The 25553-nt window shown below is 56.8% G+C and carries 20 protein-coding genes and 1 tRNA gene; 8 read left to right on the forward strand and 13 right to left on the reverse strand.

All coding sequences use genetic code 11. The annotated features are described in order from the left end of the window. Positions 1–377: 377 nt before the first annotated feature. Positions 378–451, forward strand: a tRNA-Gly gene (locus K3727_12045). A gap of 130 nt (positions 452–581) precedes the next feature. Continuing rightward, positions 582–737: a hypothetical protein gene (locus K3727_12050; protein ID UWQ89555.1), complete on the forward strand. Its 156-nt coding sequence runs from the start codon at positions 582–584 to the stop codon at positions 735–737. A gap of 283 nt (positions 738–1020) precedes the next feature. On the opposite strand, the gene K3727_12055 is transcribed toward K3727_12050, so the two are convergent. The 4 genes from K3727_12055 to K3727_12070 are packed head-to-tail and all read right to left on the reverse strand — an operon-like array spanning position 1021 to position 5390. Beyond that, on the reverse strand, positions 1021–3198 hold the full coding sequence (locus K3727_12055; protein UWQ89556.1) for a xanthine dehydrogenase family protein molybdopterin-binding subunit: 2178 nt from the start codon (positions 3196–3198) through the stop codon (positions 1021–1023). Between the two features lies 1 nt (position 3199). Further along, positions 3200–3661, reverse strand: coding sequence for a (2Fe-2S)-binding protein (locus K3727_12060; GenBank protein UWQ89557.1), 462 nt, complete (start codon positions 3659–3661; stop codon positions 3200–3202). Between the two features lie 35 nt (positions 3662–3696). After that, positions 3697–4536 (reverse strand): SDR family NAD(P)-dependent oxidoreductase, encoded by an 840-nt coding sequence (locus K3727_12065; GenBank protein UWQ89558.1) that lies wholly within the window; start codon positions 4534–4536, stop codon positions 3697–3699. 38 nt (positions 4537–4574) lie between these two features. Further along, complete coding sequence (locus K3727_12070; GenBank protein UWQ89559.1) at positions 4575–5390, reverse strand: SDR family oxidoreductase; 816 nt, start codon at positions 5388–5390, stop codon at positions 4575–4577. Between the two features lie 162 nt (positions 5391–5552). Between K3727_12070 and K3727_12075 the strand changes: the two genes are divergently transcribed. Together K3727_12075 and K3727_12080 are read left to right on the forward strand one after the other, a co-directional pair. Next, positions 5553–6446: an AraC family transcriptional regulator gene (locus K3727_12075; protein UWQ89560.1), complete on the forward strand. Its 894-nt coding sequence runs from the start codon at positions 5553–5555 to the stop codon at positions 6444–6446. A 634-nt stretch (positions 6447–7080) separates the two neighbouring features. Then, positions 7081–9012, forward strand: coding sequence for a DUF3604 domain-containing protein (locus tag K3727_12080; GenBank protein UWQ89561.1), 1932 nt, complete (start codon positions 7081–7083; stop codon positions 9010–9012). Between the two features lie 284 nt (positions 9013–9296). On the opposite strand, the gene K3727_12085 is transcribed toward K3727_12080, so the two are convergent. From K3727_12085 to K3727_12115, 7 genes are all read right to left on the reverse strand, one after another. Further along, positions 9297–10358 (reverse strand): ferredoxin--NADP reductase, encoded by a 1062-nt coding sequence (locus K3727_12085; protein UWQ89562.1) that lies wholly within the window; start codon positions 10356–10358, stop codon positions 9297–9299. Positions 10359–10365: 7 nt separating this feature from the next. Continuing rightward, complete coding sequence (locus tag K3727_12090; protein UWQ89563.1) at positions 10366–10845, reverse strand: hypothetical protein; 480 nt, start codon at positions 10843–10845, stop codon at positions 10366–10368. After that, entirely contained in the window at positions 10842–11732 is an 891-nt protein-coding gene (locus K3727_12095) for an ABC transporter six-transmembrane domain-containing protein (GenBank protein UWQ89564.1), read from the reverse strand. The genes K3727_12090 and K3727_12095 overlap by 4 nt, the downstream gene beginning before the upstream one ends. Beyond that, entirely contained in the window at positions 11729–12895 is a 1167-nt protein-coding gene (locus K3727_12100) for an aromatic ring-hydroxylating dioxygenase subunit alpha (GenBank protein UWQ89565.1), read from the reverse strand. The genes K3727_12095 and K3727_12100 overlap by 4 nt, the downstream gene beginning before the upstream one ends. Positions 12896–12904: 9 nt before the next feature. Further along, positions 12905–13168, reverse strand: a complete 264-nt coding sequence (locus tag K3727_12105; protein ID UWQ89566.1) for a hypothetical protein — start codon at positions 13166–13168, stop codon at positions 12905–12907. Then, on the reverse strand, positions 13165–13755 hold the full coding sequence (locus tag K3727_12110; GenBank protein ID UWQ89567.1) for a TetR/AcrR family transcriptional regulator: 591 nt from the start codon (positions 13753–13755) through the stop codon (positions 13165–13167). Before K3727_12110 ends, K3727_12105 begins: the two co-directional genes overlap by 4 nt. Before the next feature lie 478 nt (positions 13756–14233). After that, positions 14234–15139: a LysR family transcriptional regulator gene (locus tag K3727_12115; protein UWQ89568.1), complete on the reverse strand. Its 906-nt coding sequence runs from the start codon at positions 15137–15139 to the stop codon at positions 14234–14236. A 127-nt stretch (positions 15140–15266) separates the two neighbouring features. Between K3727_12115 and K3727_12120 the strand changes: the two genes are divergently transcribed. From K3727_12120 to K3727_12135, 4 genes are all read left to right on the forward strand, one after another. After that, entirely contained in the window at positions 15267–16091 is an 825-nt protein-coding gene (locus tag K3727_12120) for a 3-methyl-2-oxobutanoate hydroxymethyltransferase (protein ID UWQ89569.1), read from the forward strand. A gap of 29 nt (positions 16092–16120) precedes the next feature. Then, a complete protein-coding gene (locus K3727_12125) occupies positions 16121–17116 on the forward strand; it encodes a sterol desaturase family protein (GenBank protein UWQ89570.1) in 996 nt (331 codons plus the stop codon). Positions 17117–17471: 355 nt separating this feature from the next. Continuing rightward, positions 17472–18272 (forward strand): hypothetical protein, encoded by an 801-nt coding sequence (locus tag K3727_12130; protein ID UWQ89571.1) that lies wholly within the window; start codon positions 17472–17474, stop codon positions 18270–18272. A 30-nt stretch (positions 18273–18302) separates the two neighbouring features. Further along, positions 18303–19220, forward strand: a complete 918-nt coding sequence (locus tag K3727_12135) for a helix-turn-helix transcriptional regulator (GenBank protein ID UWQ89572.1) — start codon at positions 18303–18305, stop codon at positions 19218–19220. A gap of 599 nt (positions 19221–19819) precedes the next feature. Here the strand turns inward: K3727_12135 and K3727_12140 are convergent. Together K3727_12140 and pgi are read right to left on the reverse strand one after the other, a co-directional pair. Further along, on the reverse strand, positions 19820–23134 hold the full coding sequence (locus K3727_12140; protein ID UWQ89573.1) for an AAA family ATPase: 3315 nt from the start codon (positions 23132–23134) through the stop codon (positions 19820–19822). A 762-nt stretch (positions 23135–23896) separates the two neighbouring features. Then, a complete protein-coding gene (gene pgi / locus K3727_12145) occupies positions 23897–25504 on the reverse strand; it encodes a glucose-6-phosphate isomerase (GenBank protein UWQ89574.1) in 1608 nt (535 codons plus the stop codon). Between the last annotated feature and the right edge of the window lie 49 nt (positions 25505–25553).

Here is a 25553-nt window from a genome sequence, read left to right on the forward strand (position 1 = left end):
TAAAACCGACCGAAAATCGTCATGGGAGAAAATCGCCCCCAAGGTACACATTCATATGAAACAATACTTGACGCAAAAAGTCGACCAATTGCTTTCAATATTGTGAAACTACATTGGGTCGGATTTGGGTCGAATTGCGCAATGCTCAAAAATTAAGCAAACAAAATGGACATGTTTCTGTTTCCGGGTGCCGCCCGGCAAGCAAACGCCCCCGCTCGACCAGCTCCCTACCCGTCCTCCTACCACCAACCGCTGCTCGGCCCGCAGGCAGGAACCGCGTCCCAGAAACACCCATGGGTTCTGCGCTGGAATTCTTGATCGCCGTGGTCTTCTTCGACTTGCAAATCGGGAACAGGCAATCTATTCAACACCTCGCGGCGGGTATGGTGAAAAGGTATCACGGCAGCTTCCCAAGCTTTAGTTACGAGTTCGATTCTCGTTACCCGCTCCATAAAACACTCTCCCAAACCCCCTCAAAATAAGGCCATCACGGCCAATAGCCTCCATTCGCGCCCAGATTTGGCGTTTCCGTGCACAAGCGGGTTAAGGCGCACTTTTGGAGAGATTTTGGAGAAATGGGGATGGCCACAGCGGCGCGGGCAAGACGCGTCGCCATCATCCTGCACGCAATGATGCGCGACAAAACTGAATTCCAGGCGATTTATAACGATTGCGGCGAACAACTCGACGTTACTTACATCAGAGCTCACATCCAGGATGTCAGAGGGAGGGCGTGAACCACGGCGTCGATTCCCTAGTCACACCCCCAAATCGGCCGATTGCGGTTTTCACCTTGCCGACACGCACCCAGCCAACTCCATCATGAACCAACGAGTTCGAAGTGCGGGTCAACACTGCGACTGAAACAACGGGCACCATGTTTGCAACACCTCGAGAAAATAGAGCTTCGGGCAAAAAACATGACGGTGCCTGATGAACGGTTTGCACGCATTCAGCAAGGAATAGTCCTGCGTCAGATTGCCTGCACCGGGGCAAATTTCGCCCGGTGCAGGCTGTGGTTCAGGCGAAACTGACGCCGTTCAATGTCATCGGCAGATCCGTCACTCGCGGGCCGTTGACCGCGATGGCATTGGCCAGCGCCGGGGCCGAAGGCGGGGTTCCAGGCTCGCCAACGCCTGTGGGCATTTCGGCGGAAGGCACGATATGCACCTCGATGGCACCGATGTCGCCGATCCGCAGCGGCTCATAGTCCGGGAAGTTGACCTGATCCACTTCGCCCTCGGTCAGGGTGATCTCATTGCGCATCACATGCCCCAGGCCATAGCCGATGCCGCCTTCCATCTGGGCCTTGACGACATCCGGATTGACCGCAAGGCCACAGTCGATAGCGCAGGTGACCTTCTCGATTTGCACACCGTCGTCCGCATTGCCGGAAATTTCCACCACCTCGGCCGCAAAGCTGCCAAAGCTCTTGTGGACGGCGATGCCCTGGCTGCGCCCCGCGGGGGCCTGGCCCCAATTGCTCTGTTCCGCAGCCAGTTTCAGCACGCCCGCCAGACGCTGTTGGTCCTTGCTGCCGCCTTCCAGCAGCGCCAGACGGAACGCCACCGGATCGCGGCCCGCAGCCCGCGCGACCTCGTCCATCATGCTCTCCATCACATAGGCCGTGTGGGTATGACCGACCGAGCGCCACCACAGTACGGAGGTCGCCTTGGCAACATCGGTGAGGCCCACATGCTGGCCGGGGATCTGATACGGCGAGTCCGCCACACCTTCGACCGAGCTGTGGTCGACGCCATTGTGAACGACCACGCTTTCAAAGGCGGTGCCCTTCATGATCGACTGCGCTGCGATGCGGTGATCCCAGCCGGCGATATTGCCATCCGAGTCCAATCCCACACGCACACGATGCGCCACGGCAGGGCGGTAATAACCGCCGGTGATGTCATCCTCGCGCGACCAGACCAACTTTACTGGCCGGGTACGGTCGGTGATGACAAAGGCCAGCGCCGCCTCGACCTGATAGTCGGCGGTTGGCGTGGCGCGACGGCCAAAGGAGCCGCCGGCAAACATCGTGTTGATGCGGATCTTCTCCATCGGCAGCTGAAAGATCTCGGACATGGCGAAATGCGGCCCGGTCGGCATCTGCGCCCCATCATGCAAGGTGATGCCGCCATCCTCATTGGCCTCGATCGTACACGTAAGCGGCTCCATCGGCGCATGTGCCAGAAGCGGGAAGTAGAAGGTCTGTTCAACCACCTTTTCTGCTCCGTCTATCAGGGCCGCGGTGGCGGCCTGATCGGCACCGTTGACGTTGTAGTCTGGGTCAGCGGTCACTGCGGCCAACAGCTGGTCGCGGATCTGGTCCGAACTCCGGCTTTCGGCGTTTGCCAAATCCCAGTCCACCGATATTGCATCCCGCGCCTGGAACGCGGCCCAGGTGTTTTCGGCATAGATCGCGACACCCGCCTGGTTGGGCAGAACGGCCGCGCGGATGTAGCCTTTGACCGCTTTGGCGTCCGCATCGTCAAACCCGTTGGCCAACCCGCCCATACGTGGGCTGCGGGCAATAACCACAACCATCTGGTTGGGCAGATGCAAGTCCATCGCGTATTTCGCTGTACCATTTGTTTTTGGCGGCGAATCCTTGCGCTTGACCGAGGCATTGCCGATCAGGCGGAATTCGCTGGGGTCCTTCAGGCGCGGCTCTGTCGGCGCTTCCATTTGTGCGGCGGCACTGACGAATTCGGCAATCGGCGCTTGCTGGCCTGCACCCTTGATGATGCCGTCCTCAATGGTCAGCGCGCTGGCGTCAGAACCCCATGCTTGGGCCGCGGCCTTGATCAGCATCTCGCGGGCGGCGGCTCCGGCCTGGCGGTACTGCATGAATGAATTGGCCATCGCGGTAGAACCGCCGGTGCCCTGAAACTGCCCGAACGCCAGGTTGGCATAGCGCGAGGGGTCAGAGGGGGCGAATTCGAACTTGATGTCCTCCATCGAAACGCCCAGCTCCTCGGCGATCAGGGTGGTGAGACCGGTGGCCGGGCCCTGACCCTTCTCAAAGTGTTTGACGATGGCGGTGACGGTACCGTCCGCATCAATTTTCACAAACGGGTTCAGCTGCGCAGGTGCAGAACCTGCGGCCAGCACGCCATCGGCGCGGGCCCCCACATAAAGGACAGCTGCGGCAGCTGCAGCGGATTTCAGAAAGCCGCGGCGGGAGGTGTTCAGGGTCATATCAGGCCTCCATCGTGTTGGATGCGTGCTGGATCGCGGCGCGAATACGCTGGTAGGTGGCGCAGCGGCAGGCATTGCCGTTCATATAGTCGTCGATCTCTGCCACGGTTGGCTTGGGGTTTTCGCTCAGCAGCCCAACAGCGGACATGATCTGGCCCGACTGGCAATAGCCGCATTGCACCACATCCAGCTCGACCCAGGCGGCCTGCACTGCCTGTGCGGCCTTGGAGTTCAGCCCTTCGATGGTGGTGATCTCGGTGCCCTCGGCGTCCTCGACATAGGTCTGGCAAGAGCGCACAGGCTCGCCATCCATATGCACGGTGCAGGCGCCGCAGGCGGCCACGCCGCAGCCGAACTTGGTACCGGTTAGTTTCAGTTCATCCCGGATCACCCACAACAGCGGGGTTCCTGGTTCGGCTTCGACCTGATGGGTCTGGCCGTTGAGTTTCAGTGTAAGTGCCATGGTTATGGGATCTCTCCTAGGCTGGATCGTTGATGTCAGGTTTGTTCAAATTCGGCAAAGGCATCGGCGTAATCGGGATGCCAGCGCGACAGCGCAGGACGGTTTTCCAGAATATCGCCCAGGGCCCAGGTCACCCGGCGCCTGTCACGCTCGGGTGTGACGCTGTTGTCCGGGCAGAGAATATAGAAATCGTCCGCCTCCATGCGACCAATCAGGTAATCGACGGCCTGTTCAGAGGTCCAGGCAGCTGCGGGTTTCTCCGGCATGTGGCGCGCGATCATACCGGTATAGGTGAAACCCGGCACAAACAGATGGGCCGAGATTGGCGCCGCGGCCTGGCGCAGGTCATAGGCCAGCATTTCGGTCAGCACCTTCACACCGGCCTTGGAGACATTGTAGCCCGGATTGCCCGGCGGCGTGGTGATCCCCTGTTTGGAGCCGGTGTTGACCACCACAGCGGGCCGCGCGGCGACGATCATGCGCGGCAGAAAGGCCTGAACGCCGTTCAGCACACCAAAGAGGTTCACCTCGATCATCGCACGCCAGGCGTCCGGTTCGTCCCAACTGCCAGAGCGGCGGCCTATTCCTGCATTGTTCATCAGCACGGCGACGTTGCCGGCGTCAAAAGCAGCATCAGCCAATGCCTGTACCGATACTGCATCGCTGACGTCCGTAGGCACCGCCAGAACCGGCACGCCAGGCTGGGCGATCCTGCGCAGCTTCTCTGCTGCCTGCTCCAATGCTTCGCCCGCCAGGTCAGCCAGAACAATCCCCAACCCACCCTGGGCAAATCGTTCGGCGGCGGCATAGCCCACACCACGGGCGCCGCCAGTGACGACCGCCAATCCGCCCGCTGCAAGTGCTTGTGTGTACATGGCTTTTCCTCCCGATTTCAAAATGTGAACAGGGCGTCTTACAGCCCCATGCCCGCCTTGATGCCGCCAATGAACGTCTCGTCATCCTGCGCCTTGCGGGCGCTCAGCAGCGTCTCGGCATCTGCTCCGGCACGGTAGCGCAGTTGGGATGTGCCGTCCGTGACGGCGGTCTGGATCACCTCTGCCACCAGCTCCGGCTCAGAGGCCTGCGCGCCAAAGCTGCCCATGGCGGCCTGCATTCCTGCGACCACGGGCAGGTAGTCGGGCATGCTTTCATCCACGACAAAGTCAAAGGACCGGCCGCCGAAATCGGTGTTGATCATGCCCGGCTCGACAATCTTGACCTTCACGCCGCAGGCTTCGAGCTCATAGTGGAGCGCTTCGGACAAACCTTCGACAGCAAACTTGGTGCCATGATATAGCGTGCCGAGCGGAAAGGTCATCTGCCCGCCGATCGAAGAGATATTGACGATAGTTCCTGATTTCTGCGCCCGCATGTGCGGAAGCACCGCTTTGGTCACCGCCAACAGGCCGATCACATTGGTATCGAACTGACGCTCGATCCGCTCCATCGGGAACGCTTCCAGCGGGCCATAGGCACCGTAGCCCGCGTTGTTCAGCAGCACGTCAATTTGGCCATAGGTGCTGATCGCCTGGTCCACTGCGTATGCAATGGTCTCGGGCTTGGTCACATCCAGCGCGGCAACCAGAACATTTGCCCGGTCCGCCAGATCCCCGGCATCCGCAGGGTTGCGCATCGTGGCAACGACGTTCCAACCATTATCGGCAAACAGACGGGCGGTGGCCATGCCGATCCCTGAAGACGCTCCGGTGATGAGAATGGTCTGCGGCATTTCCTGGCTCCCAATTATCCCTTGCAATCAAGGTAGAGCACAGGCCGCCGTTCCCCTTGCCTGATCCTCCGGATGATCTGCCTGATCCTCCGGGAAGCCGGAATTTGCGGTTCTTTGCCCGCCTTTTCCTGCCTATAGTCGGACACAAGAGGAGGAGCGCCGATGGTACCGCAGGACCTGATTTCAGATGTTGCCGCTTATGTCCGGGAGCAAGACGCGCTGGAGACCGGCTGTGAAACTGGTGTGGGCGGGCTGTTTGCCTTTTGCAGCGAGAAGCCGACCGAATTTCAGGCGATGATCTATGAGCCGATCATGTGCCTTGTTCTGCAGGGCGCCAAGGAAGCGCACCTGGAGGACCGCACCGTCCGCTATGGCGCGGGCAAATCGCTGATCGTCAGCCACGCCCTGCCGGTAATGGCCGGCGTGATGGATGCATCGCCGGACAAACCCTATGTCTCGCTGGCGCTACAGTTGGATCTGGCAACCGTACGGAGCCTCTATGACGAGATCGGCACTCTGACAGGCCCTGATCACGGTTCTCATTCGATGAGCGTTGCCGACGGCGATGCCGCCTTGTTCGACGCGGTCGGACGGCTGTTCAGGCTCGCGCATGACCCGATGGAAGTTCAGGCGCTGGCGCCCTTGGTGCTGAAAGAGATCCATTTCCGCCTGCTGCGCGCCCAACATGGCGGAATGCTTCGCCAGCTCCTGCTGCACGAAAGTCCGGCAAGCCGGATTGCCAAGGCGATTGCCATGATCCGCGAACAGTACAAGTCCCCCCTGCCCGTGACAGATCTGGCTGCGGAAGCAGGCATGAGCCAGTCCACGTTTCACGAGCATTTCAAGGCGCTGACCTCCACCACGCCGCTGCAATATCAAAAGGAGCTGCGGCTGATGGAGGCGCGGCGCCTGCTGTTGGGAGGCGGCAAATCGGTGGCCTCGGCGGCCTATGAGGTCGGTTATGAAAGCCCGACCCAATTCAGCCGGGAATACGTGCGGAAATTCGGGGTTCCGCCTCGGCACGAGAAAGTGCCGTCTGCGGCGGCCGCCAGCTAGACCTGTCTGAAAGGTCCGCATGAATTCCATGAAAATGACATTGGCTTCGTCCAAATCTCGACCGCCGGAATTCTCAGACTAGAATTGCTGGCGTCAACTCGAATGATTGGGTTGGGCAAGCCGTACAGCGGCGACGCGAACTGTGACAAATGGCACGACTCGGTCGTCGGTGCCGGTCAGGGCCAAGCAGATTTGGCAGCTAGCTGCGCCGTGGAGCCCGGCAGTTCGCTGCAGTCCCATACCGAACACACGCACTTGGTAAAAGCGGCCAGTCAGCCGGGCAAGCTTCAATTGAATTGTCTCAGAGAAGCAATGCGCCCACGGTAAATTCATTAACAACATTTATGCGTGACTGAAGTTCGGATTTTACCGATCTTGGAGCAGATACCTGTTTTCGACACACTGATATCCACAGTGGTCCTATGAGGTTATTCTGAAAGTCTCTGCATTCAAATCAGTGGTGATTATTTTGAGGCTTAGTGAATTGGGACACATTTGAGCCCTGTATATAGAGATGGCATTCACCCTTGATTTGACGTGAAATTGCCAGTGCTTGAAAGCGTTCTACATCATGTTAGACTGCGCAGTGTCTATTTAACGTCATTTATTGCAATCGCGGCATGGAGGAATATCTATGAGTGTCTCAAAGTTATTAACACCCCATCTTTGGGGTCCGGCCGCCGTCATTTCCCTATCACTTTGTGGCGGCAACAGTGTTCTGGCTCAGGTGCAGGATGTCACTCCAGACAAAGAAGGCGTGGCCGCAAATTTTCAGACCGATAATTTTTCACCATATGCCGGACGGAACTTCCCGACAAAGGTCTTGTGGGGCGACACGCATTTGCACACAGCAGTATCGGTCGACGCAGGCACCATGACACGCATGAGCCAAGATGAAGCATTTCGATTTGCGCGTGGCGAAGAGGTCACAACCACACACGGGCTGAGAGCGAAACTCGGCCGTCCTCTGGATTGGTTGGTTATCGCAGATCACTCAGAAATGTATGGGCTCATGCCGCAACTTCTCGCTGGTGACCCTGATCTGCTGTCTCAACCTCAAGCCAAGGCGTGGTACGATGAATTGATCACCAATGATCCAGACAGGGTTTTTGCGACCGCGATGGAAATTGTTGCATCTCTGTCCCAACCCTCGCCTCCTTTCGAAGGTCAAAAGGCGGTCAAAAATGCGTGGAGAGAATACACCGCCCTAGCAGATCAATATAACGAACCAGGCGTCTTTTCAGCCCTCATCGGGTATGAATGGACGTCGCAGGGGGGCGACAATATCCACCGGAACGTGATTTTCCGCGATGACGCGGCCATGGCCAATGCAATTGTTCCATACTCGCAATTCGACAGTCAAAATCCCGAAGACCTCTGGGCTCATTTGGCCGATTATGAAGATCGCACTGGCGGCGATGTTCTCGCCATTCCTCACAACGGCAATCTCAGCAATGGCCGTTTGTTTAGCGTTTCGAACTTTGATGGCACGCCTCTGACGGAAGAGCTTGCGGCGCTTCGTGCGCGATTTGAACCCGTGATAGAAACCACACAGATCAAAGGCGATAGCGAGGCCCATCCGTTTCTTTCACCAGATGACGAGTTTGCGGATTTTGATACCTGGGACAGGTCAAATCTGAATGGCACGCAAGCCAAAACACCGGATATGCTTCAATACGAATACTCTCGTGAGGCCTACAAGACTGGGCTGATGCTCGAGAAAACTCTGGGTATTAATCCATTTAAGGTTGGCCAGATTGGGTCAACAGATGCGCACACCGGAATGGCGGCCGTGGAAGAAGAAAACTTCTTTGGCAAACACTCGGGCGTGGAGCCTGAACCACATCGGTGGGAGCATGTCGTCATCGAAGCACCTGACCCGGAATTCACGATTTACGGGTGGCAGCAGGCTTCGGGTGGATATGCAGGTGTCTGGGCGACAGAGAACACACGGGAAGCCATCTTTGACGCCCTGGAGCGGAGAGAAGTATACGGCACGACTGGATCTCGTATAATGTTGCGGTTCTTCGGGGGGTGGGACTTCAAGAATGAAGATGCCAAATCCCGCCTTCCCGCCGACATTGGATATGCCAAGGGTGTGCCAATGGGTGCAGACCTCCCGAAACGAGAGGATGCCAGTGCGCCAAACTTTCTGATTGCAGCGTTGAAAGATCCCTTCAGCGGAAATTTGGATCGCGTGCAGGTCGTAAAGGGTTGGTTGAATGACGATGGGACACGTGGCGAACACGTTTTTGACGTCGCGTGGAGCGGAGATAGGACGCCCGGTGCTGACGGTAAGCTGCCTTCCGTGGGCAATACGGTCGATATCGAAAATGCGACTTGGACCAACACCATCGGGTCACCGGAATTGATCACATACTGGCAGGACCCGAAATTTGACCCAAACCAGCGTGCGTTTTACTATGTCCGGGTGATTGAAATTCCCACTCCTAGGTGGACGGCCTACGAAGCCAAGCGTTTTAATGTCCAGATGACCAGCGATGTGCCGATGACCACGACAGAGCGAGCGTATTCGTCTCCGATTTGGTACACTCCTGAAGGCTAGACGCCATTTGCTGCTGATTTTCAGCGCTTTGGGCCATTTTTCGCGCCGTGTTTATACGTGACAAGAGGTTTGCCCGTCAAAGTACACCGTTGGGTAACAGAGGGGACAAATGTCTCCTCACAATATTCAGTTTAAGCGGCTTTGTCCCGCGATGCAGTCGTACGGCGCAGGAGAGCGCCGCACACTGCGTGAATGTCTGATTTGAGACAGCAGGCCGGTTGGATTGCAATCGCCTCGAACGGCAGCTGTGGGCCGTGCAAGATTGGAGATCCTCATCTGGCACGCTAACCTGGAAACTCAATCTCCAGTTTTGACGTTTGGGCAACACTTTGGCAGGTGAGGACGTCCCCTTGTGCAATGTCCGTTTCGGTAAGAGCCATTTGCGTATGCATGCGAATGTTGCCCTTTGTCAGCCGCGCCTTACAGGCACCGCAAACCCCGGACTGGCAGCTGTAAGGAGGCTTTAGCCCAGCAGCGAGCGCCGCCTCCAGCAAAGTTTGATCTGCGGGCACAGCAATGTTGTGGCGACGGCCCTTCAGGGTGACCAAAGCTGTGGCCGCAATGCCAGTGATATTAGTCCCGGCAAGAATTCCACCGCCCCCGAAACTCTCCAGATGAATGCGGCTTGCAGGCACATCCAGCGCCATCAACGCGTCGCGCACATTTTTGTTCATCTCACCCGGGCCGCAGATCCAATATCTTACGTCCTGCGCGACCGGCGGGGTTTCCGCAAAGGCTGCACTGATGGCCTTTGTTGTGATGTGGCCACTGCGCCAGGGGGAAAACCAGCTCCAAATCGACGGGGACGAGAGCATGTGACGTAGGGTGAACCGACCCGAGTGGTCGTTGGCGAGCGCGTCCAGTTCCTCGCAAAACAGGATACCGTCCGCGGTTCTATTGCCATAAATCAGATGCGCCACGGAATGCGGTTCATGCGCCAGAAGCTCTTTGATCATAGCAAACAGAGGCGTAATACCGCTGCCGGCAGCAAAGAAATAGTGGGTGCGGCGCGCCATCGGATCGGCTTGGAGCATAAACTGGCCCAATGGCGGCATCGCCTCCAACGTGTGGCCAACCTTGAGGCTGTCTGCGATATGGTTCGAAACCACACCGTTTTGGACCCGCTTGACCGTGATGCGCAAAGGAGCGCCGGGCGGATTGGAGATTGTGTAACACCGGCGGTGCTCTTTGCCGTCGATCACAAAGCGCAAAGGCAAATGCTGCCCTGCCTGCCAGCTGAAGGTTTCGCCCAGCTCAGGCGGCACGACACATGTAACGCTGGTGGCTTGGCCGCCGATCTCCCGGTGGATATCTGAAATGGTAAGGGGATGAAAATCGCTATTCATTTCGGCCTCAGCGGTAGTCATAGGTGGAAGACAGCGACCGTATCACGGACTGCCCAGCATGAGTGACGATGTCAAAGCGGTCGGTCTGGGTCATCACCCCTTGGTAAGTGCCCCAGACATAATTGACTTGTGTCTGGGCCGTTATGACACGTGTGCTGCCTTCGGCAGAAACTGTCAGCGTCGCCTCTGAGCGACCGGTTTCCTCATAGCCTTGCATGGCTTCCATGAACTTTGGATCCGCGGTCCAATCTGGCAGCGACTCCCATTCGGACACTGCGTAGCTGAATTCCCAGTCCGGCGCGCCCGCTCCCATCTGAACGACAATGCTGTGGGTGGCCTCGGGGTGCCAATCCTGCCAGTTTGCGGCAGACTCCCAGGTTGCTGAATAATGGCGTTTGACCAAGTCTTCGGGTGCGTCCCTGGGGGCTGCAATGGCCAGCCCGGCCGCAAGGAGAGTTCCAATAGCAGTAGCGGTGACGCGTTTCATTCAGCGGCCTCCATCTGATTGATACGTATAGTGATTTCGGACAGGCGCGAAAGCGTTTGCAGGGTCATCGGAAGGATCAGAGCGCTTTCAACAAAGTCCCAGCTGTAGGTGACGATGGAAAACACGCCGCCAGCGGTGACGCCCAGCGACTGGGTTGCAAACCAAAGGTTGAACATCTCCATGCCGAGCAGAGCTGTCAAAATTGTTCCGTAGATCAGGCCTTCGGTGTCCGAGATGCGGATTTCCGATTTGCGCAAAGAAAGAAGATGCGCGCCCAGCTTCGGGCCAGACCGGGTTTCCAGCACGCCAACCTGCTGCTCTGCCCGGGCGTTGAGAGTTGCATTCAGGCGGAAGAAACTATTGTGCGCCAGTGCGTAAGTCAGCATGGTTGCTGTCAACGCCGCCATCGCAGCCAATGCCAGCCCTGGATGGAATCCTGCCAGAATGACAAGCGCGGCAAGGACGCGGACAACTGCCGTCATGCTTTCAGGAGCGTCGGATTCCAGGAAATTCACCAGCTCGCGCCCCATGCCAAGCCGCGCGTTGAGCCGCGAGACAGGTATGTCTTCCGATCTCTTTGCAAGCTCTTTGCCCAGTTCGACCCGTATCAGGCCGTAGGCACGGGTATCATACACCCGGCGCAGAGTGCCAAGGAGGACCAGCGCGGCCAACACCGCACCAAGCAAGATGAAGGCTTCGAAATTTGCGGCCAGCAACCCGTCGATGGCCATCCCGATCAACAAAGGGATCAACGCGAACATCACCACCTCGGCCAGGGTCAACCCCCAGGTGACACTGATCTGCGGCCAGAAGGCACCCAGCAGTCCGCGCAGGGTGAGCGGCCTGCCTGCCAGCCGTCCGGCCGGGCGTCTTGCCGAGGGTCTCATGCGGTCTGCGCCTCTTGCGCCGCTATGAAATCCAGAACCGCTTGCTGGTGCCGGATGATCGGGCTTTCGCCGACGGCCGCCGGGCCAACCTCAAAATAGGGGCTGTGCAGGGATTTCTGCTGCTGCTCGCACGCATAGATGTCTTCGGCCGTAAAATCGCCCGACGCCATTGGGTCATCTTCGTCCTTTTCACCCTCCCCTGTGTATTTCGCGCCGCCAAAGTCTTTCCAGAACCTGTGACTGCTCCAGGCCTGTTTGCTGAATTCCCACTCGGAAACATTGGCGAGTTTGGTGCGGTTTTCGACCCGTGTCAGCTCCGGGCCCAATGGCGTGATAATGAACAGGTTCCAGCTGTCCTCGCTCGCGCCGATTCCGATGCCGGGAAACAGCATTGGAACCCAGGTGCCGCGATGCGGTTCAGGGATCACCCGCGGGGTGGGCAGGTTTTTTTCCAGGTCCTGGCCATAGGCCTCGCTGGGTGGCTCCCAGAAATGGTAATGCGGCCCTTCCCAACCGTATTCAGCCTGAGAATGATCGTACATATGCAGCGTGTTCGCGTGCAGGTGACTGAGGTGATAAACGTCGATGTAATTTTCAACGACGATCTTCCAGTTGGCTTTGATCTCGTAGGAATTGCGCGCCTCGGTATATTCTGCCAGCTCCTCGGGCTTATGCGGACCCAGATACGGGTCCACGTCGCCGAACCATTGCGCCAGGCTTGGGGCCTGCGGGTCCGGATGTACAAACAGCATACCGCGCCAGACGTCGACACTTGCCGGCTTCAAACCCAGGCAGCTCTTGTCGATGCCGTTCGGATATTCGCGCGTCTCGTCGGGAACCGAGATCAGATTGCCTTCCAGATCATAGGTCCAGTCATGATAGGGGCAGGTCAACGCCTTTTGCGATTTACCCACAGCTCGGATCAGCTGGGTTCCGCGGTGGCGGCAGATGTTGTGAAAGGCGCGCAGACGCCGGTCGCGGCCCATCACGATGAAGAGGTTGTTCAGGCCGGCCTGAACCGAGATATACTGACCCGGCTCCGGCACATCCTCTGCAAGCCCTGCAAAGCGCCAGCTGCGGGAAAAGATCAGAGCTTGTTCATGGTCAAACCATTCCTGCGACGTGTAGGTGGATACGGGGAGGTTGTGATACATGCGTGTCATTGTGCTGCCTCAGACCAGCCAGGGGGCGTATTGCGGGAACAGGCTGGCAGCGATCATCATGACCCCGGCCAAGGCCCACAGGATTACCACTGCCCAGAACAGCAGTGGATCTTTGCTGCGGTTGACTTGAAAAACGAAATGCGTTTGGCCGCCTAATACAGCAGGCACCAGCCACCACAGGAACAACAGCCCCCAAATCCAATAGATCCCAAGAACTGCGGCAACTCCGAGGATTGGAAAGGCAATGTAGTTCAAAACCCTTTGACGGTTCATGCGGGGCCCTCCAATGTGCGCGCCAGAAGCAGGGCCGCCTGTTTCAGGTCCTGATGCCATTCTGCGGGAGGCGAAAGCGGTGAAAGGGAATCAAGTGTCACGAAACTTGACGAGATACCCTGCGCCACGGCCCGGACCCTTGCAGGGTCTGCCTTGGGCACAATCCGGTTCAACGTGTCGCTGAGCACCTTGAGAAAGCGGTCGAGACTGTCCAGCAGGTCTGCCCGCATCTCCGGATTTTCTGCCGCAGAGACTGATAATCCCTGCCACGCGAGCAGCAGCCTGGGGTCGGACTCTGCATCCTCAGAAAACAAGATCCCAACCATGTCTTCCGCGTTTTGTGCTTCGGCCAACGCACTGGCCAACCTGCCCGTCAGCCCGTTGAAAGTCTCAACGACATGTTCGTTCAGCGCAGCAATCATTTGATCACGATTGCCCAAATAGTGACGCAGAAGCGGGCGCTTAACTCCGGCTTCTGCTGCGATCCGTTCTTGTGTTGCCCCTTCGAGCCCAAAACGGGCAACACACGTCAGGTAAGCGTCGAGGATTTCCTCGGAGCGCTGGTCTTTCAAACTGGGGCGAGGCATGGCAGCTCCATTAATTGTCATATTTGACAAATAATGGAGTCGGATAAATTGTCAATATTGAAAATAAAATTAAGTACAGGCCTTGCATCCCAATTTGATGCTGCAAGGACTGACGACTCCGTCACGCGCGGCTGTCAAACCTAACCTTGAAATGCGGCATGATGAACCGAGCGCCGCCATGGCAGCCTGCATCACAGCATCGAAATAGTCTGCTGGAGATCAGCTGTGGCCCGGTTGCGCCCAGTTGTGCGGCTTCGTTCCAGAGTTTTGCAAAGGCCACCAACCTGCCCACAGCAGCCATTGATGGCCAGAACACATCCAGAGCTAGTGCCGATGCGGTTGGTTTAGCCCCGAAGCGGACATCACTTTCACTTGTGGGTTGTTACCGCACCGCGGGATAAAGTGGCCAATCAGCATTGTTTCTTTAACATCCGATCTTGGAACGTCTTGCGTGGTTCCGGGTGCCCACCCTCTGTTCTCAACTGTTCCCGGAACATTTTAAAATCCACTTCCAAAATGCGGCCAGTTTTGGATTATTTCGCAAACTCCTACGCGTCACAAGGTAATAGGATTCTGGAGCGTCAATCGCGAAGGCATCGAATGCAACGAGATCCCCGGCTTCAAGTTCACGACGGATCATTGCGCTATGTCCGATTGCGACACCCATACCTGATTTCACCGATTGGATCAGGCCGTTATATAAGGCAAAGCTCAGTTCAGGTGCCTGCAGGTTGCCTGGGTGGCCCATCGCCCTTGCCCAAACAGACCAGTCGTCAGGCCAAAACGTATCCTGAAGGCGTGTCTGACTTAGAATGTCGCGCAAAGTCAGAGTGTCGGGCATTGCCGCTCTGAGTGTCGGGCTACAGACCGGGACCAGTTTCTCTCCAAAAAGACGCTCACTGTGAAAACCTTCCGGCGGTCGCTCAACATAGACGATCATCGCATCAATGTCGGGCCCAAAGCTGAAGCCTCTCCCGTCAGTTGAGATCCCATCATGGAAATCGAACCGGAACCGGATATCTGGATGCCCGTTCTGAAAATCAGACAGATACGGCGTTAGCCATTTTTCCATGAACACCGGAAGGGTAGAAATCACGATCGGACGCGCTTCAACGTGCGTGCGAAGGTCTCGCGTTGCAGTGGCAAGGTCATCCATAAGCGGTGCAAAGCGCTCCAGGCAGACGCGCCCTGTATCGGTCAGGGTCACGCCGTTCGAATGCCGCAGAAATAGCGCGGTGCCAAGGTGGTTCTCCAACGTCTTCACATGACGGCTGATTGCCCCGGGCGAGACATTAAGCTCCTGTCCGGCCAGCAGAAAACTTTCGTGCCTTGCGGCGACGGCAAAGGCGCGCAAGGCGTTCAGGGGCAACAGAGGGTCGGTCATGGGTCAATTCCGGTTGGGTGCCAGACCTTAGCATGACTCACATTTTGTGAGCCAGGCCTGAGTTTTCTTGCTTTGCCACCTCTCTCGCTGCCCGCCTAAACACGACAAACACAAAAATGGATCCGTCATGCAGAACATTTACACCTTTGGCGGTCAGCCCGCCCGGCGCAACTGGACCGTGGCAGATTTACGCGCTGTCAAAGGCAAACAAGTGCTGACCGAAGTATCGGCCTATACCCCCGCCGAAGCAGCGGCGGCCGAAGCGGCGGGCATTGATGTCATCGCCACGGATTGCCCGCTGACCGCCGACGTGCGCAAAGGCGCATCCGAGACCTTTGTCTGTGCTGCTCCCGGCCTGACCAACTACCGAAGCGACGAGGCGGTGATAGAGGCCGCGTTCGAGGCGCTGCATGACGGGGCGGATTCGGTTTATTGCCTGCATTCTCTGGCGCTGATTGAGAAACTGGCTGGGTACAATATGCCGGTCATGGGGCATCTGGGTCTGGTGCCGCGCCACAGCACCTGGATCGGTGGCCTGCGCGCCTACGGAAAGACGGCGGAGGAGGCGATGGAGCTGTATCGCGGCCTTAGGCAGCTGGAAGACGCGGGTGCCTTTGCAGTGGAAATCGAATGTGTCCCGACCGAAGTTTTGGCAGCGCTCAGCCCACGTACAAGCCTGATCACTTTCTCGATCGGTGCAGGGTCGGGTGGCGATGTGCAATATTTGTTCATGGAAGATATCTGTGGCGAAAACGAAACCCAGCCGCGCCACGCCAAAACCTATACCAACCTGCGTGCAATGCGCGCCGAAATCGAAGCCGAACGCATTCGTGCCCTCCAAGCATGGAAGGCGGATGTGACGGCAGGAGCATACCCTTCTCCAGAAACCTCCATTTCCATGCCCGCCGAGGAGCTGGACAAATTTCACAACGCGTTGGAACAGCAAGGCTGAGGCCAGCAAGTATCGCAAGGATATTTCATATGACCGACTCTCCTCAACCAGAGCGCCCGATCAGCAAGGCATGGAACTGGCACCCGGATCTGCCGTTGCAGAACTCTCCCCTGTTTTCATGGCCACCCCGGCCAGCGAATATCGCAGGTTGGTTCGCGCGCTCCTGGCTGAAACTGTCAATGACAGTGATCATCCTGGCAGTCTCGGTGGCGGTCTGGGCCTGGCTGCAACCGTCGCTGGAGCGGTTTCAAAGCTTCGAGTTCGGATGGATCGCGCAAATCGTGCTGCGCAATGCTGTTCTTTTGACGGTGCTGGCTGGCGGGGCGCATTTCTACCTACATCGGATCAAGGCGCAAGGCGACAACCACAAATTCATGCGCCGCGAGTTTGCCAAAAAGAACCGTGCCTTTACCCTGAATGATCAGGTTTGGGACAACGTATTCTGGAGCCTTGTCAGCGGTGTCCCAAGCTGGAGCGCCTACGAGGTGCTCTATATGTGGGCGATGGCCAACGGCTATATTCCGGCCTTGCCCGCCACATTCACCTTTGCCTGGTTCTTGGTCCTGCTGCTTCTGACCCCGCTGTGGCTGTCGTTTCATTTCTACTGGGTTCACCGGCTGTTGCACTGGCCGCCGCTGTATCGCAAGGTACATTCGCTGCATCACCGCAATATCCATACCGGCCCGTGGTCAGGGATGACGATGCACCCGGTCGAGCATATGGGCTATTTTAGTTCGATCCTGATCCACCTGATCATTCCCAGCCACCCGGTGATCATGTATTTCCACATGTACTTGCAGGCGCTCAACCCGGTTGCATCTCATTCCGGCTTTGACGATCTTCTTGTGAAAAACAAATCCCTGCTGTCTCTGGGCGAGTTCTTTCACCAGTTGCACCACCGGTACTACGAATGCAACTACGGCACGGCGGATGTTCCTTGGGACAAGTGGTTCGGCTCGTTCCATGATGGGTCGGAGGCGGCGACCGATGAGGCGCGAGCGCGGGCTAAAAAGATGAAGGGTTGATCACCAATGCGCTTCATCCGCATTGCCGCCGTTCGTGAGGCTTGCAGCATTGGTTAGAAGGGGTTCCCTACTGCCGTTCGCTGCACCAGGTGCGGACGGCTGCAGGCAGCCCAAAACGGATATTACTGTCCCTTGTGGGTTGCCACCGCACCGCTGAAAAAGCCGATAATTGCGTGAAGTAAGCGAAAGTCCGGATACAGAAACCTGTTCGGCTACATCTCACCGATTCCAGCTACATCTCAGTTGGAGACTACAGCATCGGCTCGGACTTAGGTTCTCCACCAGTAACTGCTCAAACGAAAGGGCCAAACTGATGAACAACCTATCAACCATTATCGCTGCTGGAGGAATTCTAATGACCACCACAATCGCTTTCGCGGGTGAAACCAAATCCATTCGCTATTCCGCCGACAACATGATCGCATCACTCGAAGACAATGATCCATCCAAACACACAGACCTGATCATTGAAGATGGCCGGCTCAAGGTTGTCGGCGATGGCGATGGCATCGGATGGTTTTCCGATAGCCAGGGACCACTTCTTTACAAAGACGTGACTGGCGATTTCATGATCGAAACCGAAGTCTCGATGCATCGCAAGGATGGCGAAGCGGGGCTGCCTGAGGGCAATTTTTCGTCGGCGGGTTTGCTGGTGCGCGCCCCGGGCGGTACTCAGGGCAATGAAAACTGGCTTATGTTCAACATCGGTTTTCAGAACCGTTTTTACGGGCGTGAGCTGAAGGTCACGCGGCCAATGGATATCCCTAAGGAAGAGAACCCACTTTACGATCTCGGGATGCACTCCCTCTCCACGCTCTACCTGCTTCCCGAAGAAAACACCGAGCCGATGAAACTGCGCGTTGCCCGGATCGGCGATGAGCTTCGCAGCTATTATTTCAACAATGACCAATGGCATGAACAAAAGCCGCAACAAGGGATGGAAGTATTCGGCAACGGGATCAACGAACCTGTCAGCGAGTTTGGCAACGGTCACTTCCGCCCCAACGGGATGAACCTTCCTGAAACCGTACAGGCCGGTATCATGGTCAACGCGGGCATCGACGGAGCCAGCTTCGCACCAAAGCGGGATGGCTATGCTCTGTTCTCTTATGTTGAGATCGCCCCGATTTCGAACTTTGACGAAGCGTTGAACTAAGATACGCAACAAGTGATAGTGTAGAGCCGAATGACAAATCACACCGAAATCCAGCATGTCGCCACAATCTCGGAATTGCATCGCAATCTGGAACTCGCAAAGCCGCTGCATCCACTTGTCAGCCTGATCAGACTGGATGCCCTGGACTTTGGCGACTACCAGGACCTGGTACGATTTTCATATGGTTTCTACACGGTCTCGCTGAAACGCGGGCTTCGAAACAAGGTGCACTACGGGCACCACAGCTACGACTTTGACGAGGGCGTTCTTGCTCTCGTCAAACCGCATCAAGTTATGGCGATGCAGGCTCATCCTGATGACAATATAACCGGTTGGATGCTCGTTTTTCATCCTGACTTTTTGTCGGGATACCCGCTATCGGAAAAAATCGGCAAGTACGGGTTCTTTTCATATGAGGTGGATGAAGCACTGCACTTGTCTGATCGTGAAGAACAATTGCTGCTGACCCTAATGCAGCAACTCCATGACGAATATTCTGATCGGATCGACACGTTTAGTCAGGATGTCATGATTTCCCAACTCGACCTACTGCTCAGTCATGTCAACCGCTTCTATAATCGACAGTTCCTGACCCGCACAAAGAGCAATGCGGATGTTCTCTCGCAGCTTGATGCCTTCTTGGATGAGTACTTTGACGGCGGCAAAGCATATTCAGAAGGCTTCCCAGCGGTCAGTCGTTTGGCGAAAAACCTGTCCGTCTCGCCAAGCTATCTTAATGATATGCTCACGTCGCTCACTGGTTCATCTGCTCGCGATTACATCCAGAGATCGGTTGTACAGAAGGCGAAACTTAGCCTGTCTCTGACAACCAAGTCCGTCAGTGAAATCGGATATGAGCTGGGTTTCCAGCATTCACAATCATTCAACAAGTTTTTCAAGAAACAAACCAACTTGTCTCCGGGCGAATATCGGAAATCAATCAATTAGACTTGGGGTTTCGATCGGCTGTGCGGCATCTGCTTTTTTCCATACCCGAAAAACTGCCAGTCATACACTGTACAGCATTACGCGCTTTTGGGCTCCCACCTGCCGGTCGCCACACCAGGTGTGGACGGCTGCAAGCAACCCGAAGTAGGCATTGGCCAAACACGGGTGACGCCCCGATCAAGAGCGAACTTTAAAACTGTTGTTTACATCGCATGCACTGTTACAGTCCTGTCGCGGGACACCCTTTGGCCCAAGCTGGCGATCCGGCTTTGCAAAACTCGCTTTCTGTCCACAGAAACCATTAACGGTCGGAACGGCATCTACGGCTTGGGTCGATGCGGCTGGTTCCGGCTCGGAACGTCTGCTGACAATCCAAAGCCGTCGTTTACGCCATATCCGGTTCCGTCATATCGGACCTTCTCAGAACCAGAAGGAAAAGCCCGGTTTGCAGGGCAAACCGATTGTGAGCCTTGGTGCATTCAATGTCTCAACCGAGACAGGTTTATTCAAGTCAGCGCGTAGAACCCCAAAACGCTTACCGACGAACCGTTGCGCACCGGGATGTCGATGGAAAACGGTCCACGGCATCCTTCGGCGGTTCAATTCAGGTCTTCGAGCAGTGCTTTGGCTCTAAGCAGATCAGGCGTATCAAAGCCTTCGCTAAACCAGTCATAGATTTCCTGAAGAAGCTCTCTGGCTTGGGTCCTTCGACCCTGGCTTTTCCACAGAAGGCACAGGCTGACCGAAGCGCGCAGCTCCCATGATTTGGCTCTCTGGCTACGCGCAATCTGGAGGGCCTTTTGAAAACACATTTCTGCCTGGTCAGGATCTGAGCTGCCAAGCAACAGCTCACCCTTGATGCGGCTTAGCTCGGCATCCCACAAACGCTCACCGTCCGCTCCACCTTTGTCGGCAATGATCTGAGCTTCATCCAACGCAGCCAACCCCTGTGCCGTTTGTCCCGCTTTGCAATGCGCCTTGGCAAGCAGGGCCAGATAGAATGGCACAAACAATTCAGCCCCGGTGTTCCGCCAGCCGGTCAAGCCGTCCTGCAACAACGCAATACCGTCGTCCATCGAGCCTTCCGTGAGAAGCGAGCCCCGCACCACGGTTGCCATCGTCAGGAACAAACCAAACCCTTGTTCGGCGGCCTCCCTCGCAGCTTTGTCCGCGATCTCCCCGGCCAGAGCGGCCTCTCGGCGGAAGCGATGGAATATGGCGGTAAAGCCCGCAATATAAACATCCGTCAGCGGATGAGATATTTCCCGGGCCAGAACCGCCGTTTCGCGGCTCAAACTCAGAGCCTGATCGGGATAGCCAAGAAACCAGAGTGCCCAAGCCGTCCATTGCCGGGTGACCACACCGAGGTCCTGACCATACACATACGCCAGTGAACGATGTTGCTCGGGGTCGTAAAGCGTCAGTCCCTGCTGCAGAAGCTCAAGCGCCTCCGTGAATCTGGCCTGCAATACCAGTGCCGATCCCAACACCCGATGAGCAACCAGACGTTGCGTCTGGTCCCCTTCGCTTTGGGCCAGATGGAAAACCTGTTCTGGCAATTCTGGCCTAGCTCCGGGCGACCGCACTGAATAACAGTAGTTAACCCCCCAGAGAGCAGAAAACCGTTTTGACGTCTCACCCACCTGCTCGCTCAGCTCAAGGGCCCGACTGAATGTCCTCTCCACCTCCGGAGCAGCAAATCCTTTGGTCAACATGAGCGGCGTACCAAGCGCCATCTGAAGGTCGAGTTCTTGCAAGTTACGCTTTTCGGTATTTGCAAGCTCTCCCAGCAAGGCGATGCCCTCGGTTAGGTGGCTGATCGCTTCTACATTGGCAGAGCGTTCAATCGCTCTCCGGCCAGCCTTGTGCCAGTGAAAGACGGCCGTCTCGGTCAATCCGGCTTTGGCGTAGTGGTGGGCCAGGATTTCAGGCTCGACATCAACGGTTCTCGGAAAACGATCTTCGAGCACCGTGCCTATCCGATGGTGCAACTCCCGGCGGCTGCTTTTTAGCAACGACTCGTATGCGGCGTCCTGAATCAATGCATGCTTGAACGTGTAAATGGCATTGGGGTATGCGCCACGAACAACGATGAGCTGGGATTCGGTGAGCGCATCAAGCTGATCCCTCAGGATTGCTTTGTCGACTTTTGACGCAATTTCCACGAGCCGATAGCCGAACTCGCGCCCTATCACCGCGCCGATTTGCGCAATCTTCTTTGCTGGACCCAACCGGTCGAGGCGTGCCAACAAAAGGGCCTGGATTGTCGCAGGAATTGCTTTTGTAGTTCCGCCCTCTACGAGCGCGCGCGTCAACTCCTCGATAAACAGCGGAACACCATCGGCCATCGCGGCGACTTCATCTAGCGTTCTTGCGTCCAGTTCGGTGTTTGCCGCAATGTTTCGAACAAGCGTGATGCTCTCCTTTTGAGCAAGGCGGCTTAGCGTCATCAGCGTTACGCACGATTGACCGACCCAAGGTGCCTGAAACTCGGGACGAAAGGTCAGGATCATCAAAACAGCTTTGTCCTGAGTGCGCGCGACGATCAGATCCAAAAGTTCCCGAGTCGTCGGATCAACCCAGTGCAAGTCTTCAAAGACCATCAGCACCGGCTGTACCTCAGAAAGCGCCAAAAGCTGGTCCCTCAGGGCCTCTAGCGTTCGCTTTTTTCGGGCTTGCGGCGTCAGGTTGTGGGGCGCATAGCGACCTTCGTGCGGGATGGACAAAAGATCCGCAAATAGCCCGGCAACAGAGTCCACATTTTTTGTAGTCCGTCTAAGCAGGGTCTCCAGTTTGTCCAGCTTGCGTGATGCGGGATCGTCCGCATCGATGGCGGCAGCATGGGTAAGCTGTGCAATTACAGGGTAGAGCGCACTGTTTGTGTGGTGTGGCGAACATTGGTAGCGCAGTCGAATGTGGGGGCTCTCGGCCAGCTTATCGTGCAACATTTCGGTTAGCCGCGACTTGCCAATGCCGGGTTCGCCAGAGATCGTGACGACTTGGCCTTCGCCCATCCTGGCCTGATTCCAGCAATGAATGAGCGTATGCATTTCACGATCTCTGCCGACAAATGTCGCGAGCGCACTACTTCGCCGACCCTCAAAACGGCTTTCGACGTCCCGGATACCCGACACATGCCAGGCCGCTACTGGCTCTGAAATCCCTTTCAAAACCTGTTGCCCCAGCGCTGAGGCCTTTAACAGCCGCTTGATCAGGCCATATGTTGTCTCGTCGATAACAACGCACCCCGGCGCGGCCACGGTTTGGAGCCGCGCGGCAAGATTGGGTGCAGGGCCGGAAATTGCCGCTACTTCAGATACGCCCCCGTCCACAACGTCGCCCGCAACGACAAGACCCGTTGCAATCCCAACGCGTGCCTGGAGCGGGTCATCGGGTGTTCCGTTCAGTTGACCGACTGCGCTCACCGAAGCAAGTGCCCCACGCACAGCCAGCTCTGCGTCGTCCTCCTCGGCCCGTGGGTAGCCGAAGTAGACCAAAACACCGTCCCCAAGGTATTTGGCGACATAACCATCAAAGCGGCGCACACTCTCAGAAACAGCTTTCTGGAACGACTGGATGATCTCTCGGTACTCTTCCGGGTCAAGTTTCTGAGAGAGCGCGGTTGAGCCGACCAGATCACAGAACATCACAGTTAACTGGCGTCGCTCGGCCTCGACGCGCATATGGGCATCCGCACCCTCATCGCCCTGGCTTTCCTCTCGAATACGATCTCTCGTGTCACGGATGCGAATTGCCTTCAATATCCGACGGCGTGGGCCGAGAGGCAGGCCCATTTCCCTTAAATCGTCATCAGACAATTCGGAAAGATCGGCTGGCTCCAGCTCATTTTCAGAGAAGTTCGGGGCATATTTGGCCAGACCCAATTGGTCCAACCAGGTCGCGATGTCTGTCATCCATTGCCCCTTCCTCCTTGATGTTTATCACAATGGCGTGGTCAACGAAAGAACGAGGCTGGAGAGACACCGATATCTCATGCGGGTCAAAAGTAACGGCAGTCCGCTTCATTGGATGCTCGAATTGGAGCATGTCAAATCCGATAGCTACCAGTTTTGCCCAAATGATCCTCGCATCCGTTGCCACGGTCCGCATCCCGAAAGTTGACTCAACATTGCAAAACTCGCTTCCTGCCCACAGCAGCCATTGACGGCCAGTACAGCATCCAGGGCTTGTGCCGATGCGGCTGGTTCAGCCCGAAGTAGGCATTGGCCAAACACGGTGACGCCCCGATTTAGAACGAACTTCAAAACTCTTTGTCTACATCGCATGCACTGTTACGGACCTGTCGCAGTTTGATGCCGCTCCTGTGAAAGCACTTATTGCACCAAGGGAGACGAATATGGGTACGAAACGGATGGACGAATTTCGATGGGAAGCAGTTCGAACATGCCGGCGGTTGCGGGCGGCGATGCCGGCCTGGGTCTCTGCGATCTGTCTTTCGACGTCTCGCGCCAGGAGGCTCAGGCCGATCCGTATCACATAATGTATCCTGGTTTTGACCCGGCTTTGGTGGGGACCGCCACGCGCCATGCCGTTGGCACAGGCAATGGCGGCAACCAAACCGGGATGGCCAGCCAGCCCGTGCTTGCGCCAGCCCGTGCCGGGGATGTCAGACCGCTCGACCTATTTTTAGCGAGCGGCCAGGCCTGCGGGCAAACTCAAGTGTTGAAGGTCCGAAAGTAGCGCACAAGCGCCTCGGTCGAACCATCCTTGTCGGTCACGCTGTCGCAGCCGTCCAGAACCGGATGTAGGGACACGGCCAGTTCCTTGCCCAATTCGACGCCCCATTGGTCAAACGAATTGATCCCCAGGATGACGCCTTCGACAAACACCCGATGTTCATACAGCGCAATGATCCGTCCCAGAATGTCAGGGGTCAGCATCGGATAGATCAGAGTCGTTGACGGTCGGTTGCCCGGGAACACCCGATGGCGTGCCTGGCGTTCCAATTCCTCGCCGGTCAGGCCCTTTGCCTGCATCCGCGCGCGCGCCTGATCCAGCGACCGCCCCAACATCAAGGCTTCGGATTGGGCAAAACAATTGGCAACCAGCAGTTTGTGATGCGCCTGCAACTCCGGTTCATGCCCGCGTGCCGCAACCAGAAATTCGCACGGGATCACCCGCGTACCCTGATGGATCAACTGAAAAAATGCATGTTGCCCATTGGTTCCGGGTTCGCCCCAGACAACCGGTCCCGACGACACATCAAGAGCCGAGCCATCCACACGCACCTGTTTGCCATTGGATTCCATTTCCAATTGCTGGAAATAGGCCGACAGACGGATCAATCGCTGATCATATGGCAAAACCGCGCGGGTTCCATGACCGCATACCTGGTTGTGCCAGATCCCGACCAACGCCAACATGACCGGCATGTTCTGCCCCCAGGGTGCCGCCCGAAAATGTTCGTCCATCGCACGCCCACCGGCCAGAAACTGATCAAAGCCATCCGGCCCGATGGCAATCATCAGGCTTAACCCGATGGGCCCCCAGATTGAATACCGCCCTCCAACCCAATCTTCGAACCCAAAAACCTGATCCTGCGGGATACCAAAATCATCGGTCTTGTCCATCGCTGTGGACAGGGCTGCAAACTGGCGCGTTGGATCGCCACCTCCTGCACGCATCCAATCCCGCGCCGTGAACGCATTGGTCATGGTTTCAATCGTGGTAAAGCTTTTGGAGGCGACGATCACCAGCGTGCGCTGTGGGTCCAGCCCCTTGAGCGTATCGCTGATATGGGCCCCATCCACATTGGACACAAAATGGCACCGGGGACCATCATCATAGGGTGACAAAGCCAACACCGCCATCGCCGGTCCCAGATCGGACCCGCCAATCCCGATGTTGATGACATCTGTGATGCGGCCCCCTGCCCCGACGAGTTCACCAGATCTGAGCGCCTGGGAAAACGCCTTCATCCTGTCCAGCGTTTGCCGGATGCCAGGGCGAATGTCCGCCCCGTCCACCAGCAACTCTTCGCCGTCAGGGTCGCGCAGGGCCGTGTGCAGGACCGCGCGCCCTTCGGTCTGGTTGATCTCGCCCCCAGAGAACATCGCGTCGCGCCGTTGGGCAACATTGCTGCGTTCACACAGGTCAATCAACGCCGAACGAATGGAATCGTCCAGCTGGGTTTTCGAATAGTCAAAATGCATATCCCCCAAGGAGACGCTAAAGTCCCGTGCTCGGGTGGGGTTTTCTTCAAAAAGCGAAAGCATCCGTCGCGTAACTGTCGCCGAACGCAAATCTTTCAATGCCGTCCACATAAATTTCAATATCCCAAAAACTGCTGCCCGTCTGGGCGCCAACCCATCA

This window comes from Rhodobacteraceae bacterium M382 (assembly GCA_025141015.1).
Lineage (GTDB): Bacteria > Pseudomonadota > Alphaproteobacteria > Rhodobacterales > Rhodobacteraceae > Aliisedimentitalea > Aliisedimentitalea scapharcae.

Coding starts and splice junctions, on each gene's coding strand:
- K3727_12050 (UWQ89555.1), top strand. CDS start 582: ATGGCCACAGCGGCGCGGGCAAGACGCGTCGCCATCATCCTGCACGCA.
- K3727_12055 (UWQ89556.1), bottom strand. CDS start 3,198: ATGACCCTGAACACCTCCCGCCGCGGCTTTCTGAAATCCGCTGCAGCT.
- K3727_12060 (UWQ89557.1), bottom strand. CDS start 3,661: ATGGCACTTACACTGAAACTCAACGGCCAGACCCATCAGGTCGAAGCC.
- K3727_12065 (UWQ89558.1), bottom strand. CDS start 4,536: ATGTACACACAAGCACTTGCAGCGGGCGGATTGGCGGTCGTCACTGGC.
- K3727_12070 (UWQ89559.1), bottom strand. CDS start 5,390: ATGCCGCAGACCATTCTCATCACCGGAGCGTCTTCAGGGATCGGCATG.
- K3727_12075 (UWQ89560.1), top strand. CDS start 5,553: ATGGTACCGCAGGACCTGATTTCAGATGTTGCCGCTTATGTCCGGGAG.
- K3727_12080 (UWQ89561.1), top strand. CDS start 7,081: ATGAGTGTCTCAAAGTTATTAACACCCCATCTTTGGGGTCCGGCCGCC.
- K3727_12085 (UWQ89562.1), bottom strand. CDS start 10,358: ATGAATAGCGATTTTCATCCCCTTACCATTTCAGATATCCACCGGGAG.
- K3727_12090 (UWQ89563.1), bottom strand. CDS start 10,845: ATGAAACGCGTCACCGCTACTGCTATTGGAACTCTCCTTGCGGCCGGG.
- K3727_12095 (UWQ89564.1), bottom strand. CDS start 11,732: ATGAGACCCTCGGCAAGACGCCCGGCCGGACGGCTGGCAGGCAGGCCG.
- K3727_12100 (UWQ89565.1), bottom strand. CDS start 12,895: ATGACACGCATGTATCACAACCTCCCCGTATCCACCTACACGTCGCAG.
- K3727_12105 (UWQ89566.1), bottom strand. CDS start 13,168: ATGAACCGTCAAAGGGTTTTGAACTACATTGCCTTTCCAATCCTCGGA.
- K3727_12110 (UWQ89567.1), bottom strand. CDS start 13,755: ATGCCTCGCCCCAGTTTGAAAGACCAGCGCTCCGAGGAAATCCTCGAC.
- K3727_12115 (UWQ89568.1), bottom strand. CDS start 15,139: ATGACCGACCCTCTGTTGCCCCTGAACGCCTTGCGCGCCTTTGCCGTC.
- K3727_12120 (UWQ89569.1), top strand. CDS start 15,267: ATGCAGAACATTTACACCTTTGGCGGTCAGCCCGCCCGGCGCAACTGG.
- K3727_12125 (UWQ89570.1), top strand. CDS start 16,121: ATGACCGACTCTCCTCAACCAGAGCGCCCGATCAGCAAGGCATGGAAC.
- K3727_12130 (UWQ89571.1), top strand. CDS start 17,472: ATGACCACCACAATCGCTTTCGCGGGTGAAACCAAATCCATTCGCTAT.
- K3727_12135 (UWQ89572.1), top strand. CDS start 18,303: ATGACAAATCACACCGAAATCCAGCATGTCGCCACAATCTCGGAATTG.
- K3727_12140 (UWQ89573.1), bottom strand. CDS start 23,134: ATGACAGACATCGCGACCTGGTTGGACCAATTGGGTCTGGCCAAATAT.
- pgi (UWQ89574.1), bottom strand. CDS start 25,504: ATGTGGACGGCATTGAAAGATTTGCGTTCGGCGACAGTTACGCGACGG.